Origin of the sequence: Terrisphaera buseokensis, from assembly GCF_047521145.2 — a bacterium.
Classification (GTDB): domain Bacteria; phylum Verrucomicrobiota; class Verrucomicrobiia; order Opitutales; family Opitutaceae; genus ER46.
The window spans coordinates 6,517,155-6,534,070 of record NZ_CM134186.1; the positions used below are offsets into that span (position 1 = coordinate 6,517,155).

Genomic DNA, 16,916 nt, shown 5'->3' on the forward strand with positions numbered 1-16,916 from the left:
GCTCTCAACTCTAAACTCCCCCCTACCCGAGCCATTGCTCGAACTTCACCGCATCGTCCGGCGTATCGACGCCGATCGTCGGATCCTCGGTGATGTCGCACGCGATTTCGTAACCGTTCTCCAGCACGCGCAGCTGCTCGAGTTTTTCGATCTGCTCGAGCCGGCCGGCGGGAAGCGTCGCAAACTTCTGCAACAAATCGGCGTGGTAGCCGTAAAGGCCGAGGTGTTTCAGACACGGATTCGCCAGCACCCAAGCGTCATCCACCACGCCGCCGCGATCGCGGGCGTACGGCAACGGTGAACGCGAAAAAAAGAGCGCCCGCCGCGCCGCCGTCGCGAGCACGACCTTGACCTGATTCGGATTCATGAAATCGGCCGCCCGCCGAAAGGGCGTCGCGAGCGTGGCCATCGGCGCGCCGCCAGCCAGCAATCGCGCCAACATCCGGATCTGCGCGCCCGTGACCAAGGGTTCGTCGGCCTGCACGTTGACGACGTGGTCCGCCTTTACCGTGCGATTCGCCTCGGCCAGTCGATCCGTGCCGGTCTGGTGGGTGGCGTTGGTCATGATGACGCGATGACCCGCCCGGGTCACACAGTTGGCCAGGAGGTCGTGATCGACCGCGAAATAGAGCGGAAACTCCGGTGCCTGCTGCGCGATTCGTTCCGCAACCCACTGTAGCAGAGGACGCCCCTTGATCGGATGGAGCAGTTTGCGCGGAAATCGGGTGGATTCCAGGCGACACGGGACGATGATTGCGGTCAGGGCCATCGGCCGGCAGTTTGCGTCCCGGTTTTTGGGTTGCAAGCCACCGCCACGGCCCGGATTTTGACCGGTCTCTTCGAACTTATGAACAAAAGCGACGCCTCATCTGCGCCCGGCACCCTCACCAAGGAACTGGTGGTGCAGAACAAGATGGGGATCCATGCCCGCCCGGCGGCGATGGTCGTTCGCATCACGAACAAGTTCAAAGCCGACGTCTTCGTCGAAAAGGATGACGAGCAGGTCAACGGCAAGAGCATCATGGGCTTGATGATGCTGGCCGCCGGCAAGGGTTCGAAGGTGAAGTTTGTCGCCACCGGCGCCGATGCCCCCGCCATGCTCGCCGAGATCGAGGCCCTCTTCGCCCGCAAGTTCGACGAAGCCTGAACCTGGAAGCGTCCGAGTCCGCCGTCGGTCCTCCTTCCTGACGATGCCGGCGTGACGCCGGCGCTCCCGGCATTTCAGATCGCGAAAAATCGCCGCGCGTTCGCCGTCGTCACCCGTTCCAACTCGGCAACGGTCACGCCGAAAAGCTCCGCAGCGAATTCGGCGGTGTGCCGCAGAAAAGCCGGTTCGTTCGGTTTGCCGCGATGCGGCAACGGCGTGAGATACGGCGCGTCGGTCTCGACCATGAAACGCGCGAGGCCCTGCGCCAGCGCCGCCGCCCGCACCGCCTCGGCGCTCTTGTAGGTCAGGATGCCGGTGAAGGACCCGAACCCGCCGCGCTTGATGAGCTCCTTCATCTCCTCGGCACCCTCGGTGAAGCAATGAAACACCACGCGCGGCCACGCCACGCCGCTCGCATCGATCATTTCGATACACTCGCGAAACGCCCCGCGCGAATGCACGACGACCGGGCAGGCCAGCCGGCGCGCGATGTCCAACTGGGCCGCAAAGGCCGCGCGCTGCCAGGCGAACACCCGCTCCGCCTCGGCCGCCTCCTTGGGCAGATGAAAACGATCGAGCCCGCACTCGCCCAAACCGACGGGATCAGCCGACCCCGGGACATCGCTGCCGGTCGGTTCCCGGCGCCAGCAAACCTCGATCTGCGCCACGGCGGCCTCCCACTCCGCATCGACCGAGCAGGGATGCAGACCCACGGTGTGATGCACGAATCCCCGATTCTCGCCCGCGAGCGCGCGATAGAGCGACCAGTCGTCGGGCCCGGTGCCGATCGTGATCATCGCCTCGACGCCCGCCTCGCGCGCGCGGCCCAGCGTCGCCGGCAAAACGCCCTTGCGCGCAAATGACTCCAGATGGGTGTGCGTATCGACGAGCGCCATGCGTCACATCCCAAAGGCCAATCGGCCGGACGCCAAACCATTCCCGCGGCTCGCACCCACGAATTGCTCCGCCCGCCATTCAGCCGGGCGGTCTCAGCCTCACCCAACGGTGAACATCCACCGAGAGTAGCCAGACTGAATTGTAACGGTGAAATTCGCGTTCGTTCGCGTGATTCGCTGGAGCACTTCTGCAGCGTTCCGGCTCAGCGCGTGTCACTTCACGCCATACAAGCCGCCGTAACGCTCGCGCAAATACGCCACGAGGTGCCGCGGCGAAAGCTCCTCGCCCGTCACGCGCCGGACGAGTTCCAGCGTGCTGAAGCGCCGGCCCTGCGCGTGAATGTTCTCCCGCAGCCACGAGAGCAGCCAGCTGAAGTCGCCCCGACGAAAATCGTCCTCGATCTCCGGCCGCAGCGCGCGCACGCGGGCCCAGAGTTGCGCCGCCATCATGTTACCCAGGCAATAGCTGGGGAAATAGCCGAACGATCCGTCGCTCCAATGCACGTCCTGCAACACGCCCTCGCGATCATTGGCCGGCTCGAGCCCGACGAGTTCACGCGACGCCTCCCGCCAGGCCGCGGGAAGATCGCGCACCGCGAGTTCGCCCGCAAACAGCCGTTGTTCGAGTTCGAATCGCAGCACGATGTGGAGATTGTAGGTCACTTCGTCGGCATCGACCCGAATCAAGGTGGGCTCGACGGCGTTGACCGCGAGGTACAGTTCCTCGGCGCTGAAACCCTGAGCCTGCGCGGCAAACAACTCCCGCCAGCGCGGCTCGAAGAAGCTCCAGAACCCGCGGCTGCGCGCCACCTGGTTTTCCCAGAGCCGGCTCTGCGACTCGTGCACGGCCATGCCGGCGTGAATTCCCGTCGCAAGGCCCAGTTGATCCGGCGGCAAACCTTGCTCGTAGAGGCCGTGTCCCGTTTCATGAATCGAACTGAAGAGCGCGTCGAGCGGCTGGTCCTCGTTGTACCGGGTGGTCATCCGCACGTCGCTGCCGGTGCCGGAGCAGAAGGGATGCAGCGAAACATCGAGCCGGCCGCGCCGGTAGTCGAAGCCGAGACGCGCGATCACTTCGCGCAGGAACGTCTGCTGCGCCGCCACCGGAAACCCGCGCAGCCTCGCCGCCGCCTGCCGCGCTTGCTCCGCCCGTGGCGCCGACGTGATGGCGCGGACCAGCGGCACGAGCTCGCGTTTTAGTTCCCCGAAGAGCCGCTCCACCGCGACCGCGGTCAGCCCGGGGTCGTGCTTGTCCAGCATGGCGTCGTAGGGCGCGTCACCACGGCCCAGATACGTCGCCTCCCGCCGCGCCAGCTCCAGATTTTTTTCGAGCACGGGAGCATAGGACGCAAAATCGTTCGCGGCCTTGGCCTGCGCCCACGCATGATAGCCGCGGCTGCCCTGCGTCGCCTTCTCTCGGACAAAGTCGGCGGGCAGGCGCGTGGCGCGATCGTAATCACGCCGGGCCTGCGCGACAATGGCCCGCAGATCCGGGTCGAGCGTAAGGGACGTCGGTCCGCCGTTGGCCAGCTGCGCCTCGAAGTGACGCAGCAGTTCGCCGATGCGTTCATGGCTGGCGGCCGCGTGCTGCGCGTCGGCGACGGCCGCGTGTTGCGCCGCGCGCTGTTCCGCCGCGCCTGGGGGGAGATTCACTTGCTCGTCCCAGCCCAGTAATTCGCCGACGGTGCCGAGGGTGTGCGCCCGCTTCAGCCATTGGGTCAGCTCTGCCTGCTCCGCGGTCATCGTCATGGGTGCGACTGAAACGCAGGGTCTGCCAGACGCCAGAAAGTTGTGAAGATTGCCTGCAGTTCGCAAAGTGGCTGGCCCGGATCGCGCCACCTCCCTAGGGAAGGAGCGATGTCCAGCCCACGCTCGCGGTGGCTCGTCGTGCTGCTTGCAGCCGGCGTCCCCCTGCTCTTCGCCGCCTTCACCCAGCATGCGTGGGAAGATTATTTCATTACGCTGCGGTCGAGCCGGAACCTCGTCGAGGGCCACGGACTGGTGTTCACGCCGGGCGAACGCGTCCACACGTTCACCTCGCCGTTGGGCGTGTTGCTCCCGGCGCTGTGCACCTTCGTCGCCGGACCGGGGCGCGAGGAACTCGCGTTATGGCTTTTCCGGATCATCAACCTCGGCTTCCTCGCCGCCGCGGGCCTGCTGCTCTGGCGGCGGGCGGAGAGCCTGAAGCTCGGCGCGGTGGGGTGCGTGGTTCTTTTCGGCCTCATCTTCACCGAGCCCAAGCTGGTGGACTTTTCGATGAACGGCATGGAGACGGCGCTGCTCGTGTTTTTCGCGCTGCTGTTCTGGAGCGAGCTCGAGCGTCCGGAAGGCGCGCGGCCGGCGTGGCTGGCCGCGGGGACGGCGGGGCTGATGTGGACGCGGCCCGACGCCTTTGTCCTGGCTGGCGCCATGCTCGTATCCCGTCTTCTGTTACGCTCGCGGACCGAGCCCCTGCGCACCCTGGCCTGGCCGGCGTTGCTGCGCGGACTGATCGGCGGAGGGCTGCTCTATGCACCGTGGTTTGCCTGGGCGTGGTGGTACTATGGCACGCCGGTGCCGCATACCGTCATTGCCAAAGGCGCCTACATGCCGGCAATCCAGCTCACGTCGCTGCTGCGCGTGCCGTTCAATACGCTCACCGGGCAGTCGCTGCTGATGGATCTCTTCATGCCGGCCTACTGGCCGTTCGGCGGCTGGCCACCGTTCCTGCAACACCTCGCCCAAGCCCTGGCGATCATCGCGGCGTTCGCGTGGCTGCTGCCCTTCCTGCCGCTGCCGGGACGGCGCGCGTCGCTCGCGGTGTTCATCGGCATGTTCTATCTGTGCTCGATCATTCTGTTTCCGTGGTACGCGCCGCCGTGGACCGCACTCGCGGTCATCGCGATCGCGTTCACCGCAGACGGCCTGTTCAACCGGGCGGTGGCGTCGGGCCAGCGCACGCTCGCCGTCGGCGGGCGGGCGGCTCTCGTGACACTCGTGGCGCTGCAAGCGGGCGTGCTCGGCGCCGTGGCCTGGCAGATGCGGACCGCGCAGACGTACATTGAAACGGAAACGCGCCACGCCATCGGCGACTGGCTCCGGCGGCACGCTCAGACGGGCGACACGCTGTTTCTCGAGCCGCTCGGTTACGTGGGCTATTACTCGCAGCTCAAGACCTACGATTTCCCCGGGCTGAGTTCGCCTGAAGTGGTTGCCGCCGGCCGCCACGGCGCGCGGCGCTACGCCGACATCATCGGCACGCTCCGCCCCACCTGGGTGCTGCTACGCCCGTCTGAAGCCACGCGACCCGAGTTCGCCACCACGGGAGTCCTGCAGGGCTACGAGGTCGTGAAGGAGTGGAACGTCCTTCCGCAACTCGACCGGATCGCGTTTCTGCCGGGACGCGCCTGGGTCGAAGGCGATGCGCGGTTCATACTCTTCCGCCGCCGGGCCGCGTCCGGTCCCGCATCCCGTCCCGTCGTGGCGCGGTGAACAAAAGCCTGCCCGGGCCAGTCGACGGTTTCGCCGTGAACGTACTCACGCGCGCCTGATGCGCGACCGTCGGGCTCAATTCGCCCGCACCGAAATTCCGCCACCGCTCGAACGGAGTTTCAGGAGCGGCCCGCCGCCGTTCACCGCCCCGGCGAGCCGGCTGCGATCGCGCTTGGTGGATTCGAGTGTGATGGTGAGTCCGGACGCATCGACTCCGCCGCCGCTGGTCGACGCATCGAGTTGAAACGCGGCGCTCTTGTCGACGCTCACGGTGACGCTGCCGCCCGACGTGCTCAACGTGCAGGCTTCCTTGATCGGGCCTGTGATGCCCGCCCGGATACTGCCGCCGCTGGTGTGCGCGTTGAGCGCGCCGGCCACGTTGTCCACCTTGATGCCGCCACCGGAGGTCGAAAGCTCCGCCGGCCCCTGCACGTCGCCGACAGCTATATTGCCGCCCGACGTCTTCAACTCCACGCGGCCGCGCGCCGCAGCGAGCGTGATCGCGCCACCCGAGGTGTGGGCGTCGACCGTTCCGCCCATCCTGCCGAGCTTGATCGATCCTCCGGACGTCCGCAGCACCGCGTGGCCGAGCAGATCGCCGACGGTGATGGCACCGCCGGAGGTGTTGAGCTGCGTCGCATACGCCGCCGGGAGCGACACCGCGAGATCGACCGCGACCGGCGGCCACGAACCCCAGGTGAACCCTATTGGCTTCTTCTCGTACTTCGCCACCACGCGCAGGTCGTTGCCGGCGGGCTCGAACGTCAGCTCGAGCTTCTTCAACAATTCATCGGCCTCGGCCTCGGTGGAGGCATTGATCCGTTGGGTGACGGTCACGCGGATGACGTTGTCGGCTGCCGGCGTGACGCGAATGCCACCGCCCTGCGTCTCGACCCGCAGCGTCCCGGCACCGCTCACCGGAAAACTTTTTTCCACGACGCGCTCGATGCGAGCGTGAGCGACCAAAACCGAAGCGGACATCAGGCCCGCGAACACCAGGTGACGAATCGAAATCTTCATGAGCAGGGAGGAGGTTGAAACGAGAACCCGTCACCCGCCCAAAAGTTACAGCCGACTCCCCGCTCCGCTCGGTTTTGCGCGGGACAGAGAAAATGCCAGGTCGAGCGCGCGCGAACGGTGGCTCGGCCACTCGCTGGCGCTTGTAGCCACTTGGACAGCCCACCGGCTGCGTTCAGACCTTCGCGCTATTGTCGCACTTGAAGTGGACCTGAGAACGCCGCAGGCCGTGCGCCCGCAGCGCGGACGTTTGGGCCGGATCACGGCTTTGGATGAGATAACGCTGCTGATCCCTCGCCTCCTCCGCTGCCGCCAGCGCCGCGACACAAACCAGTCCTTCAGCCTTCGCCGGCAGCCGCAGGGAGGGAAACCCGGCATGCTGGGCCAGCCATTGCACCGTCTCACGGAGCGGATCGATCGTCGGAGTGTTCATTGCGCGTCCGCCACCGTGGGCGCCCGCGGCCCGTTAGGCAATCGCTCAACGCACTCCGCGGGAATTCGAGCGCAGATTGGACATTGACGCCGCCCGCGCCGGCGCCGAATTCCTTGCGGCACGTTTTCCCGCATCCGCGTCACCATGACTACACCGACCTGCTCGAAACTCCTCAAACCGCTGGCGCTCGTCCTGTTGGCCTTCTTCTTCGCGGCCTGCAGCCGTACCGGGCGCGTGGGCACCTACCAAACCGTCGGCAGCGAGGATAAGTTTCGCATGACGCTCGAAGTGCGCGAGGGTGGCAAAGCCGTGTTCTCGACCCGTTCCAACCTGGGCAACGCCGAGATGGACAAGACCGTCAATGCCACCATGGCGATTGCCGACGGTCGCTGGACGGAGGACAAGGGCGCGGTGATCGTCACCGGTAAATTGGGCGGCGGCAAAGACGTCGTGTATCGCTTCCTCGTCGCACCGACCGGCGAACTCTTCTGGGAAACAAACGGCGCGCGTTTCGTCCGCGCCAAGTAAGCGCCCTCAGCGGCCTGCGAGCGCCGTGGTCCACGTCGTGGGATTGAAGCCGACGAGCGTCACGCCGTCGCCGACAAGAAACGGCCGCTTCACGAGATTGCCGTTCGCGCCGAGCAGCGCCAGCGCCGCGGGCGCGGTCAGCCCGGGAAGTTTTTCCCCGAGTCCCTGCTCGCGATAATCGCGGCCGGAGGTGTTGAACAGTTTGCGCAGCTCGCCGCCGTTCGCCGCGAGCGCCGCGCGCAACTCGGCCGTGGTCGGCGGCGTGGTCCGAATCGCCAGCTCCGTGAACGCCACGTCGTGATCGCGCAGCCACGCGATGGCCTTCCGGCAGGTGTCGCAGTTCGAAAGCGTGTAGATCTTCAGCATGGCGGCGCCTTATTTCACCCAGCTCGCGTCCTGAATCACGAACTGCCAGCGCTCGCGGAACAGACCGAGCTCGCCGTAGAAACGCAGGGTCGATCCTTCCGGATGCGCCGCACGCAGCTGGTTGCGTAGCGACTCGTCGTAACTCCAGACGTCATACGTCTCGCCCCGGAACTTCACCGCGAGCCGTCCACCCGGCGCGACCGGGCCTTCGACGCGAAAGATTTTTCCCTTATACTCGTTCGTGCGGATGTTCACCCCGGCCGCGATCGCATCGTTGCGCAACGCCACGCGCGCGAGATCGACCTTGGCGTGATCGATCTTCACCGCGGCGGCTGCGACCGCCTTGCCGTCGGACGGATTGCGCAGCGACAGATACCGATCGGCGCGGCCCTCGGTGACGGTCACGAATCGCGCCGCCACCGGCAGGTGATCGGAAAAGCCCGCGCCCGCCTTGCCATCGAAGGTCCACCGCACCGGCACGCCGCTGGCGTCGATGTTGAGCCCGGGAAATTTCGCGACGGTGAAGGAATTGTCCACGTACTGCACGCCGCGGTAGTCGTAGAGCCCGCGCGAAATCAGGAGATGGATCAACGTGCCCCACTCGCCGCGATACGTGTCGCTGCCGCGCTGCTCGGCGGGAAGCTCGTACCAGAGATTGTATAACGGCCGTTCGGGCTGGCGCACGGCGAGTTCGTTGCCCTGCGAACCAAGGACGTCGTTGATCGCCGTCGTCTTCATCTTCGGATAACGCTGCTTCTGGTTGTACTGCGAGTTGAGATCGCCGCCGATGATGATGTCGGCGTTGGGATCACCGCGCAGGATCTCGTCGAGCCGCGTGCGCAGCGTCTTCGCGTTGGCCGCACGTGTCGGCTCCGACTCCGGATCGCTCGCGCCCGACTTCCAGTGATTCGCAAACAGATACAGCGACGCGCCGTCGACGTCGACCTGCACCTCGAGAATCGCGCGCGCGTTCGTGGTCGGATGCGAGCGCGCCGACGTGACCGGAAAACGCGTGAAGACGGCGCACTTGATTTCCTGTTTTCGCTCGGAGGGAGAGGCCATGACGCTCTCGCCAACGACCACCCGATAGCCCGTCACGCCGGCATCGGCGAACGCCTTCAACAGCAGCGCCTCGGACGGCAGGTCGCCGATCTCGCGATCAAAACGCGCGCCGAGCATGTCGGTCAGTTTCACGCCTGCATAGCGCGCGAGGATCGCGGTGTAGTCGGGCGCCTTCGGACCGGGCGTGGCATCCACTTCGAGTTCGCACAACAGCAGCACATCCGGTCCGCGCCCGCTTTCGAACTGCGCGACGACGCGCGCGATGTTCTGCAGTTTCGTCAGCGCGTGCGCCCGCGTGTATTTCGCGGGCTGGTAGTCCTCGTAGCCGGCCTTGCCGTCGAGGTCGAAGAGGTTCTCGACGTTGTAAGCCACCACGGTGAACGGCCGGGCCTGCGCCAGCGCGAGGAGGCCGAGCCCGAGATACGAGAGAGTGATTCCAATCAGACGCATGCCCCGACGTTGAGGCGCGCGATTGACCGGCGCAACCCCGCGCCCGCAGACTTCGCCCTTTCCATGGACGCCATCCTTGAAGTCTCCCACCTGCGCGTGGCCCGCGGCCGCACGACGATTCTGCACGACGTAAGCTGGCGCGTGGCGCGGGGCGAACACTGGGTCATCCTCGGTGCCAATGGTTCCGGCAAGACGTCGATGCTCAAGGCACTCACCGGCTTCCTCTCGCCGACCGCCGGCGAGTTCAGCGTGCTGGGCCAGCGCTACGGCGCGAGCGACTGGCGCGATCTGCGCCTCAAGATCGGCGTGGTCACGAGCGCCTTCGCGATGTCGATTCCGCCGTCGGAAGTGGCGCTCGAGACGGTCGTCAGCGGCAAATACGCGCAACTGGATCTCTGGCATGCCGGCACCCGCGCCGATCGTGTCGCCGCCCTGCGCCTGCTCCGCGCCGCCGGTCTCGCGGCGCTCGTGAGTCGCGAGTGGGCCTATCTCTCCCAAGGCGAACGCCAGCGCGTGTTGATCGCTCGCGCGCTGATGGCCGGGCCGAAACTCCTCATCCTCGACGAACCCTGTGCCGGGCTCGATCCGGTCGCGCGGGAACACTTCCTCCAGTTCATCGAGCAGCTCGCGCGCCGCCGCGGCGCACCCGCCCTCGTCCTGGTTACCCACCACGTCGAGGAGATCACGCCGGCCTTCACCCACGCACTCATGCTGAAGAGCGGGCAGGTCGTCGTGGCCGGCTCCCGGCAGAAGGTCCTCACTTCGAAGAGCCTGTCGGAGACCTTTAATGCCCGGCTTCGTCTCGGCCGCACCGGCCGGCGGTTGCGCCTGGACGTGGTGCACGCGTGAATCCGCTTTCGGACGCCGTCGATACGCTCGGGATCGCGACGGTCTGGACGTATCTCGGACTCTTCCTGGCCGCGTCGCTCCTGATGGTCTGGCGGCTGGAAGCGCTGCTCGATCACGGCCTCGAAGGCACCGCGCTCGGCACGCTCGTGATGCCCTACTGTTCAGGTTTGGGTAATCTGATCTTCGTGGCGCTGGTGGCGGGGAAAAAGGATCACGGCGCGGAAGTCCTGACCAATTGCCTGGTCAACAACGTCACCAATCTCACGCTCCTGCTCGGCCTTCCGGCACTGCTGTGGGGCCTTCGCCTCGGTGGAAAAAAATCAGCCAGCCCGGCGCGAAAATCCGCGGCCAAGGCCGCCGGCACCGAACAGCAGCTCAACCGGCTTTCGCTCCTGCTCACGCTCGCAGCCGTGATCTTTTTCAGCGGCGTCACCTGGGCACTCGGGGCCGACGGCCAGCTCGATGCGACGGACGGCCTCGTGCTGATCGCGTTGTTCTTGTTCTGGCAGTGCTTCCAGGTCTTCGACGTTCTCAAGCACAACGTCCGCACGCGGCAGCATTTCCGGCTCATGTTCTACGTCGACGTCGGCATCGTGCTGATCGGCGCCTTCGGCCTCTACACCAGCATCGACTGGCTCGTCGCCTGGCTGTCGGCGCAGGACGGCGCGTTCATCAACGCCGGCAATCTCGGCTGGCTCAGCGGCTGGCTGATGGTGCTGCCCAACGCGCTGCTCGCGTTCTTCTACGCCGCGCGCGGCCGGGCCGACATCACGTACGCGTCCCAGGTGGGCGACGGTCACATCTGCATTCCGCTTTGTCTCGGTCTCAGCGCCGTGCTGCAGCCGCTCGCCATCACGCCCTTCTTCACGACCGGCATCACCGTGCTGGTCGGCGCCGCGCTGCTGCATGCGCTGTGCGTCCTGATCGCCAACGGCCTGCCGCGCTGGATGGGCTGGCCGCTGCTCGCCGGCTACGCGTGGTTCCTAATCGCCGGACTCAGCGGGTAATACCAATCGCTCTTTGCCTTTGGACTTTAACCGTGGCTACGAGCGCCAGCGAGTGGTCGTTCGGCCACTCGCTGGCGCTCGTAGCCACGATCGATCCAGAAGTCCAAAAGCACGGAGCGATTGGTATAAACAGCTGCGCCGATTGCCCTGACGCCGGGCCTGGTCTCGTTCACCCCACCAGCGGATCCACGCGAAACTTCTCGCTCAACTCAAACAGCACCGCCTGCGCCCCGAACCACTTCGCATCGGCGCGAATCTCATTCATCGTCTTCACCGTATGGTTCAAGACGAGATAACTGTGGGCGCCGACCTTCATGAACGCATCGTAGCGCGTGTCGGCGGCATCGGGCACAAATTCAATGTCGCCCTCGGCAAACTCCCGGCCCGCCGTCGCCGCGCGCAGCGGCTCGGCATCGGTCGGCAGGTTGCGGCGAAACACGTCGGATCGCGGTCCGTTGTACGCCACGATTCCGCCGCCCTTCGCGGCCATCGACAAAATCGCCCACTCGTCGAACACGGGCTGCAGGTAGCAGGCACGCATGCGATCGACCGCGGTTTGGATGATTTTACGGGCGGATTCCAAGTCCATGATCCGCGAGGAAGGGGAACGGCCCCGGCTTGGCAAGAAACACCCGGGCCATCGCCCCTGCCCGGGCGCGTTTCATAGTTCATTCATGGGACCGCGACCGCCCCCGGTCGCTCCTGTCCGGAGGCGACCGGGGGCGGTCGCGGTCCCGGCGAACCAGGCAAACCGCCGATCGACGCTCAGGCCGAGAAGCCAGTCGTGATGTAATTCTTCAACGATTCCGCCTCGGCACGGTGCGCGTCGGCCATCCAGCGCGTGACGTCGCCAATCGAAATCGTGCCGATGATCCGTCCGCCCTCCACCACCGGCAGATGCCGGCAGCGCTTCTCGGTGAACAGCACCATCGTGTCCTCGATCGTGGCTTGCGGGGTGATTGTGATCACGTCGGGCGTCATCACCTCGCCGACGCGCGTGCGCCGGGGATCGACACCCTCGCCGACGACGCGGCGCAGGACGTCGCGTTCGGTGAAGATGCCCATGAGCCGGCCGCCATCGATGATGAGGACGCTGCCGACGCGGTTGCGGTTCATTTCTGCGACGGCGTCGGCGACGCTCGTGGTTGACGTAACAGAAAAGACATTACGTCCCTTCCGATCCAAGATGGCGGTGATAGGAGCATTCATAAGCGGGTAACCTGACGAATGACACGCTGCGGGGTGACCGCACATTGCGCCGAAGCCTCCACCCTGCAACCCGAAAGGCCGCTCAGATCTTGCGGTGCGCGATAAGCGCAGGGCACCCGGGCCTAGCGCGGGAAAAGTTTGTCGAGCGCGCCGAGGTTCTTCAGCGGTCCTGATTTCTTCTCGGTCACCGGCGCGGCCAGAATGGGCCGCGCATTCGCCGGCGGCGGCGCGCCCGCACCGGGCGGAAGTGGCGCCCCGCCCTGCAGCGCCGCCAGAGCCCGGTCGAGCTTTACGGTCGAAACGGGCTCGGCCGTCCCGAGTTCCTGCGCAAACAGGCTCACGCGAAACTCCTCCACCAGCCAGCGAAACGCCTCCGCGGTCGCCCGGGTGACTGTGGGCCGCGTGCCCTCACCCGGCTTGGCAGCCGGGCGGGTCGCCGCCAGCCCGCCTCCCGTTGCGGCCCGCAACGCCTTCTCATACGGCGCCAGCTGCGCGGCCCGCTCGGCGTCCTTGGCCGGATTCTGCCGCCAGCGTTCGGCGCGCAGCCGCATCGCCTTCAGGTAACGGGGAAAGTGCGGCAGCTGCGCATACGGTGTGGTGCGCAGGAAATCCGGCGGCAGCAGCGCCGCGAGATCGCGCTCGAGACTCGCATGCGGATGCGGTTGCACGAGCAGCGTTTGCCGCAGGCCGAGGATTTCCCGGAGCTGATCGCAGAACTTCGGCACGAGCCCACGCAGATCGGTCTTGGCGCGCTCCACCGCCGCCGCAAACGCCACGGGCCCGAGCCGACCGCCCGTGCCCGGCGGTGGGGTCACACCCGCGCGACCCCAGACCCGCTCCGGATCGCAGAGCCAGTCGCGCAACAACGCAAAGGCCTGCGCCTGCAGTTCGTCCGCCGGTGCCAGCGTCGAAAGCAGCGGCCCGAGCATCCGCACGGCGCGTAGATCGCGTTCGAGCCAGCCGAGATCGTTGCTGATTTGCCGCTCCAGCAACGCCGCGAGGCCGCGCTGCGTGAGCGCGCGCGCCTCCTCCGGCGTCTTCGCGAGTCGCAAGGCCACGCCCCCGGCGGATTTCTCCGCGCCCGGCCGCGTCGCCCCGCCCGCCTCGCGCACTTCGACCAGCGCGGGAAACGCATGCACCGGCACACCGGCCTGCTCCGTCACCAACACCCGTTCCGGCACGTCGCCGAACGTCCACGTCGTCTGCGCCGCCGTCTCCCACCGCGCCCGCGCGCGCTGCCACGCCTCGGGCTCCACGCGCGCCACGGTCGCACTCGCGGTGCGTTTCTGCAGGTGCAGCGCCGCATCGATCGCCGCGAGTTCACGGCTCGCGACGAGTTCCTTGCCGGCGGCGTCGAGGACGCGCACGCGCACGCGCAAATGATCCGGCAACGGCTTGTCCGCCCACACCGCCGGATCGATCGCCACGCGGAAACGCTCGGCGATCTGCGCGGCGATCGCCTGCGGCAACGTTTCGCGCCGGCCGGTCAGGCGATCCCGTGACGCCAGATCGGTCGCGAGGCTCTTCGCCGTTTCCGTCAGCGGCACAAAGCCCCGGCGCAGCTCCTTCGGCAGCGCGCGCAGGTAGTGCTCCACTTTGGCTTCAAGATGCCCCGGCACCGCCCAGTCGAGCGCCGCGGGCGTGAGCGCCTCCGCCTCGCGCACGCTGACGTCGAGCGTTACGCCGTCATCGGCCTGCCCGGGCTTGTACGCGTAATTGAGCGGCAGCGCGCGGTTCTCCACTGGCAACGCCTCGGGAAACGCTTCAGCGTCGTGCTGGATGCCCGCCGGGTCGCGCAAATCGTCCGGCCCCATCATCAGGAAACGCGGCTCGCCGCCGCGCCGTCCGCGCACCAGGTCGACGAGATCGCCCACACTGCTGACCCCCGCGGGTTCCGCCGCCGTGTCTGCATCGATCGGCTTGTCCCCCGGCATCAGGCGCGCTGCATAAAACCGATACGCCGCCTCATCCAGGTTGAGGTAGCCGCTGTCGCGCGCGCGGGTGAGCAGGTCCTCGATCTTTTCCCGCACGGTCCGGTTGTGCGCGATGAAATCGAGGGGAAACGTGAGGGTGTCGTTCACGAGGCCTTCGCGAATGAAAATCTCGGTGGCGTGCATGGGATCAATCTTCCCGTAGCTCACCGCCCTGCTCTCGAGTTCGAGTCCATACAGGCGCGTGCGCTGCTTCACCATCACGCGGCCGCCCGCCTCGTTCCAAAACGGTTCGCTGTGCGACACGCGCAGGAGATGCGCGCCGAGTTCGAGCGCCCACTGCGGATCGAGCCGCGCCGCGGTGCGCGCGTAGAGCCGCGACGTCTCCATCATCTCCGACGCCATGATCCAACGGGGCAGTCGCTTGTCGATGGCCTCGTTGCCCGCCTTAGCTTTAGCGACGGCGGGCTTTCGCCGCGGATCCTCGCGGCGGTACAGCACCGACCCGGGAAACAGCGCGACGCGTCGGTCGTGCGTCGCCTTGTAGCCGCCGTTCTCCTCGTCGAGATGCGCCACGTTCCCCAGCAAGCCCGCGAGGATGCTCCGATGAATCGCGCGGTATACGGGCGTGCCGAAGAGCGTCGTCTTGTCGTCGACCGTTTTGAGGCCATGGAACGCGGACGTGAGCTTGAAGTCGTCGCGCTCCTTCAGTGTATCCAGAAGCTGGCTATGGATGTCGCGCCACTCGCGCATGCGCGTGTAGCTGAGAAAATGATCGCGACAGAAGCGGCGGAGTTTCGCCTGCGTCATCGTCTCGAACTCGTCGTGATACGCGTCCCAGATGTTGAGGAGGGTGAGAAAATCCGAGTCGGGATGCACGAAGCGCCGGTGCGCCGCGTCGGCCTGCTGCTGCTTGTCCATCGGCCGCTCGCGCGGATCCTGAATCGAAAGGCCCGCCGCGATCGCGAGCACTTCGCGCAACGCCTTCTCCGCCCGCGCCTGCAGGATCATCCGACCGACGGTCGGATCGACCGGCAGCCGCGCCAGTTCGCGGCCGAGCGGCGTCAGGTCAGTGGACAGGAGACGGGGGACGGGCGACAGGGGACCGGAAGCAGGAGACAGCGGAACGGCGATAGAAGAAAGAGGGCCCACGTCCCCTGTCTCCTGTCCCCTGTCTCCCGTCTCCAGTCGCCCGTCCCCTGTCTCCTGTCTCCCCAGCGCGCCGAGTTCCTCGAGCAGCGCATAACCCGCGCGGATCGACTTGCCCGCGGGCATGTTGATGAACGGGAAGCGCTCGATGTCACCGAGGCCGAACGCCTTCATGCGCAGGATCACGTCCGCGAGATTTGCCCGCTGGATCTCGGGCTGGGTGAAGCGCGGTCGCTCGAGAAAATCCTTTTCCGAATAGAGCCGGATGCACACGCCCTCGGCGACGCGCCCGCTGCGGCCCTTGCGTTGATCCGCGCTCGATTGCGCCACCGGCTCGATCGGCAGCCGCCGCGTTCGCGCCTGCGGCGAATAACGGCTGAGCCGGGCCAGGCCCGTGTCGATGACGAAACGAATGCCGGGGATCGTCAGCGAGGTCTCCGCGATGTTCGTCGCGAGCACGATTTTCCGGCGCTGGGTCGAGGCGAACACGCGTTGCTGCTCGGCATTGGAGAGCCGGCCGAAGAGCGGGACGATCTCGCAACGCGCGTCGCGCACGCCCGACTGGCGTCCGTCCAGCAGATCGCTGACCTCGCGGATGTCGCGCTCGCTCGGCAGGAACACGAGGATGTCGCCGCTCGTGCTTTCGCGCACCACGCGTTCGACCGCCTCGACCGCGCCGTCGATGTAATGCAACGCCTCCGCCTTCGCCGAGGCGACGGCGGAAGGATCCGCCTGATCCTCGTTCTCGTCGTTCTCCGCGTAGTCGCGACCGAGCTGATCGAGCGGCGCGTAAATCACCTCGACGGGAAACGTCCGGCCCTCGACCAGCACGACCGGCGCGCCGTCGTAGGCCGCGCTGAACGACTCGGTGTCGATCGTGGCCGACGTAATCACGATCTTCAGCTCGGGCCGGCGGAAGCGCAGCGTGCGCAGGTGGCCGAGCAGGAAATCGATGTTGAGCGATCGCTCGTGCGCCTCGTCGATGATGATGGTGTCGTACTCCCGCAGCATCGGGTCGCCCTGCACTTCGGCGAGCAGCATGCCGTCAGTGAGAAACTTGATCACCGTCTGCGGCGTGGTCTGATCGTTGAAACGGATCTTGCAGCCAACCTCGCGACCCCACGCGACGCCCATCTCCTCGGCGACGCGACGCGAGATCGAAAGCGCCGCCACGCGGCGCGGCTGCGTGCACGCGATCCGGCCCTGCGTGCCGCGCCCGGCGGCGAGGCACATCTTCGGAATCTGCGTCGTCTTGCCCGAGCCCGTTTCACCGGCCAGAATCACGACTTGGTGGGCCTGGATCGCCGCGGTGATTTCCTCCGCGCGCACGCTGATCGGCAGCTCGGGCGGGAACTCGAGACGGAACGGAAACGATTTCGGATGTGAGGACGGCGGCACGAA

15 protein-coding genes are annotated in these 16,916 nt (G+C 66.5%); 5 read left to right on the top strand and 10 right to left on the bottom strand.

All coding sequences use genetic code 11. The features are described 5' to 3' along the window. Positions 1-22: 22 nt before the first annotated feature. Positions 23-769 (bottom strand): 3-deoxy-manno-octulosonate cytidylyltransferase, encoded by a 747-nt coding sequence (gene kdsB / locus ACLJEU_RS24535; RefSeq protein ID WP_414661370.1) that lies wholly within the window; start codon positions 767-769, stop codon positions 23-25. 78 nt (positions 770-847) lie between these two features. On the opposite strand from kdsB, the gene ACLJEU_RS24540 reads away from it, so the two are divergent. Next, complete coding sequence (locus ACLJEU_RS24540; protein WP_414661369.1) at positions 848-1,147, top strand: HPr family phosphocarrier protein; 300 nt, start codon at positions 848-850, stop codon at positions 1,145-1,147. 74 nt (positions 1,148-1,221) lie between these two features. On the opposite strand, the gene ACLJEU_RS24545 is transcribed toward ACLJEU_RS24540, so the two are convergent. Together ACLJEU_RS24545 and ACLJEU_RS24550 are read right to left on the bottom strand one after the other, a co-directional pair. Continuing rightward, complete coding sequence (locus ACLJEU_RS24545; protein WP_414661368.1) at positions 1,222-2,043, bottom strand: TatD family hydrolase; 822 nt, start codon at positions 2,041-2,043, stop codon at positions 1,222-1,224. Between the two features lie 213 nt (positions 2,044-2,256). Continuing rightward, positions 2,257-3,792 (bottom strand): carboxypeptidase M32, encoded by a 1,536-nt coding sequence (locus tag ACLJEU_RS24550; RefSeq protein ID WP_414661367.1) that lies wholly within the window; start codon positions 3,790-3,792, stop codon positions 2,257-2,259. Between the two features lie 108 nt (positions 3,793-3,900). Here ACLJEU_RS24550 and ACLJEU_RS24555 point away from each other — a divergent pair, with 108 nt between their 5' ends. Further along, a complete protein-coding gene (locus ACLJEU_RS24555; protein ID WP_414661366.1) occupies positions 3,901-5,514 on the top strand; it encodes a hypothetical protein in 1,614 nt (537 codons plus the stop codon). 75 nt (positions 5,515-5,589) lie between these two features. Here the strand turns inward: ACLJEU_RS24555 and ACLJEU_RS24560 are convergent, their stop codons facing one another. Together ACLJEU_RS24560 and ACLJEU_RS24565 are read right to left on the bottom strand one after the other, a co-directional pair. Beyond that, positions 5,590-6,534 carry a DUF4097 family beta strand repeat-containing protein gene (locus tag ACLJEU_RS24560; RefSeq protein ID WP_414661365.1) on the bottom strand — a complete coding sequence of 315 codons (945 nt, stop codon included), beginning with the start codon at positions 6,532-6,534 and terminating at the stop codon, positions 5,590-5,592. Between the two features lie 172 nt (positions 6,535-6,706). Next, positions 6,707-6,964, bottom strand: coding sequence for a hypothetical protein (locus ACLJEU_RS24565; protein ID WP_414661364.1), 258 nt, complete (start codon positions 6,962-6,964; stop codon positions 6,707-6,709). 144 nt (positions 6,965-7,108) lie between these two features. Here ACLJEU_RS24565 and ACLJEU_RS24570 point away from each other — a divergent pair, with 144 nt between their 5' ends. Beyond that, positions 7,109-7,492: a hypothetical protein gene (locus tag ACLJEU_RS24570; protein ID WP_414661363.1), complete on the top strand. Its 384-nt coding sequence runs from the start codon at positions 7,109-7,111 to the stop codon at positions 7,490-7,492. A 6-nt stretch (positions 7,493-7,498) separates the two neighbouring features. Here the strand turns inward: ACLJEU_RS24570 and ACLJEU_RS24575 are convergent, their stop codons facing one another. Both ACLJEU_RS24575 and ACLJEU_RS24580 read right to left on the bottom strand, forming a co-directional pair. Beyond that, on the bottom strand, positions 7,499-7,858 hold the full coding sequence (locus ACLJEU_RS24575; RefSeq protein WP_414661362.1) for a Spx/MgsR family RNA polymerase-binding regulatory protein: 360 nt from the start codon (positions 7,856-7,858) through the stop codon (positions 7,499-7,501). A gap of 9 nt (positions 7,859-7,867) precedes the next feature. Continuing rightward, complete coding sequence (locus ACLJEU_RS24580; protein ID WP_414661361.1) at positions 7,868-9,370, bottom strand: endonuclease/exonuclease/phosphatase family protein; 1,503 nt, start codon at positions 9,368-9,370, stop codon at positions 7,868-7,870. A 63-nt stretch (positions 9,371-9,433) separates the two neighbouring features. On the opposite strand from ACLJEU_RS24580, the gene ACLJEU_RS24585 reads away from it, so the two are divergent. Together ACLJEU_RS24585 and ACLJEU_RS24590 are read left to right on the top strand one after the other, a co-directional pair. Then, positions 9,434-10,219 (top strand): ABC transporter ATP-binding protein, encoded by a 786-nt coding sequence (locus ACLJEU_RS24585; RefSeq protein WP_414661360.1) that lies wholly within the window; start codon positions 9,434-9,436, stop codon positions 10,217-10,219. After that, the gene (locus ACLJEU_RS24590; protein WP_414661359.1) at positions 10,216-11,226 is read left to right on the top strand and encodes a sodium:calcium symporter; all 1,011 of its coding nucleotides are present in this window, start codon (positions 10,216-10,218) and stop codon (positions 11,224-11,226) included. Before ACLJEU_RS24585 ends, ACLJEU_RS24590 begins: the two co-directional genes overlap by 4 nt. A 169-nt stretch (positions 11,227-11,395) precedes the next feature. Here the strand turns inward: ACLJEU_RS24590 and ACLJEU_RS24595 are convergent, their stop codons facing one another. The 3 genes from ACLJEU_RS24595 to ACLJEU_RS24605 form a co-directional block, all read right to left on the bottom strand. Further along, entirely contained in the window at positions 11,396-11,815 is a 420-nt protein-coding gene (locus tag ACLJEU_RS24595) for a hypothetical protein (RefSeq protein ID WP_414661358.1), read from the bottom strand. 176 nt (positions 11,816-11,991) lie between these two features. Continuing rightward, positions 11,992-12,435 carry a CBS domain-containing protein gene (locus ACLJEU_RS24600; protein WP_414661357.1) on the bottom strand — a complete coding sequence of 148 codons (444 nt, stop codon included), beginning with the start codon at positions 12,433-12,435 and terminating at the stop codon, positions 11,992-11,994. Between the two features lie 122 nt (positions 12,436-12,557). Beyond that, a complete protein-coding gene (locus tag ACLJEU_RS24605) occupies positions 12,558-16,913 on the bottom strand; it encodes a DUF3418 domain-containing protein (RefSeq protein WP_414661356.1) in 4,356 nt (1,451 codons plus the stop codon). Positions 16,914-16,916 lie beyond the last annotated feature (3 nt).

What these genes read in the sequence shown, in the direction of transcription:
- kdsB (WP_414661370.1), bottom strand. Translation starts at nt 769, where the DNA reads ATGGCCCTGACCGCAATCATCGTCCCGTGTCGCCTGGAATCCACCCGA.
- ACLJEU_RS24540 (WP_414661369.1), top strand. Translation starts at nt 848, where the DNA reads ATGAACAAAAGCGACGCCTCATCTGCGCCCGGCACCCTCACCAAGGAA.
- ACLJEU_RS24545 (WP_414661368.1), bottom strand. Translation starts at nt 2,043, where the DNA reads ATGGCGCTCGTCGATACGCACACCCATCTGGAGTCATTTGCGCGCAAG.
- ACLJEU_RS24550 (WP_414661367.1), bottom strand. Translation starts at nt 3,792, where the DNA reads ATGACGATGACCGCGGAGCAGGCAGAGCTGACCCAATGGCTGAAGCGG.
- ACLJEU_RS24555 (WP_414661366.1), top strand. Translation starts at nt 3,901, where the DNA reads ATGTCCAGCCCACGCTCGCGGTGGCTCGTCGTGCTGCTTGCAGCCGGC.
- ACLJEU_RS24560 (WP_414661365.1), bottom strand. Translation starts at nt 6,534, where the DNA reads ATGAAGATTTCGATTCGTCACCTGGTGTTCGCGGGCCTGATGTCCGCT.
- ACLJEU_RS24565 (WP_414661364.1), bottom strand. Translation starts at nt 6,964, where the DNA reads ATGAACACTCCGACGATCGATCCGCTCCGTGAGACGGTGCAATGGCTG.
- ACLJEU_RS24570 (WP_414661363.1), top strand. Translation starts at nt 7,109, where the DNA reads ATGACTACACCGACCTGCTCGAAACTCCTCAAACCGCTGGCGCTCGTC.
- ACLJEU_RS24575 (WP_414661362.1), bottom strand. Translation starts at nt 7,858, where the DNA reads ATGCTGAAGATCTACACGCTTTCGAACTGCGACACCTGCCGGAAGGCC.
- ACLJEU_RS24580 (WP_414661361.1), bottom strand. Translation starts at nt 9,370, where the DNA reads ATGCGTCTGATTGGAATCACTCTCTCGTATCTCGGGCTCGGCCTCCTC.
- ACLJEU_RS24585 (WP_414661360.1), top strand. Translation starts at nt 9,434, where the DNA reads ATGGACGCCATCCTTGAAGTCTCCCACCTGCGCGTGGCCCGCGGCCGC.
- ACLJEU_RS24595 (WP_414661358.1), bottom strand. Translation starts at nt 11,815, where the DNA reads ATGGACTTGGAATCCGCCCGTAAAATCATCCAAACCGCGGTCGATCGC.
- ACLJEU_RS24600 (WP_414661357.1), bottom strand. Translation starts at nt 12,435, where the DNA reads ATGAATGCTCCTATCACCGCCATCTTGGATCGGAAGGGACGTAATGTC.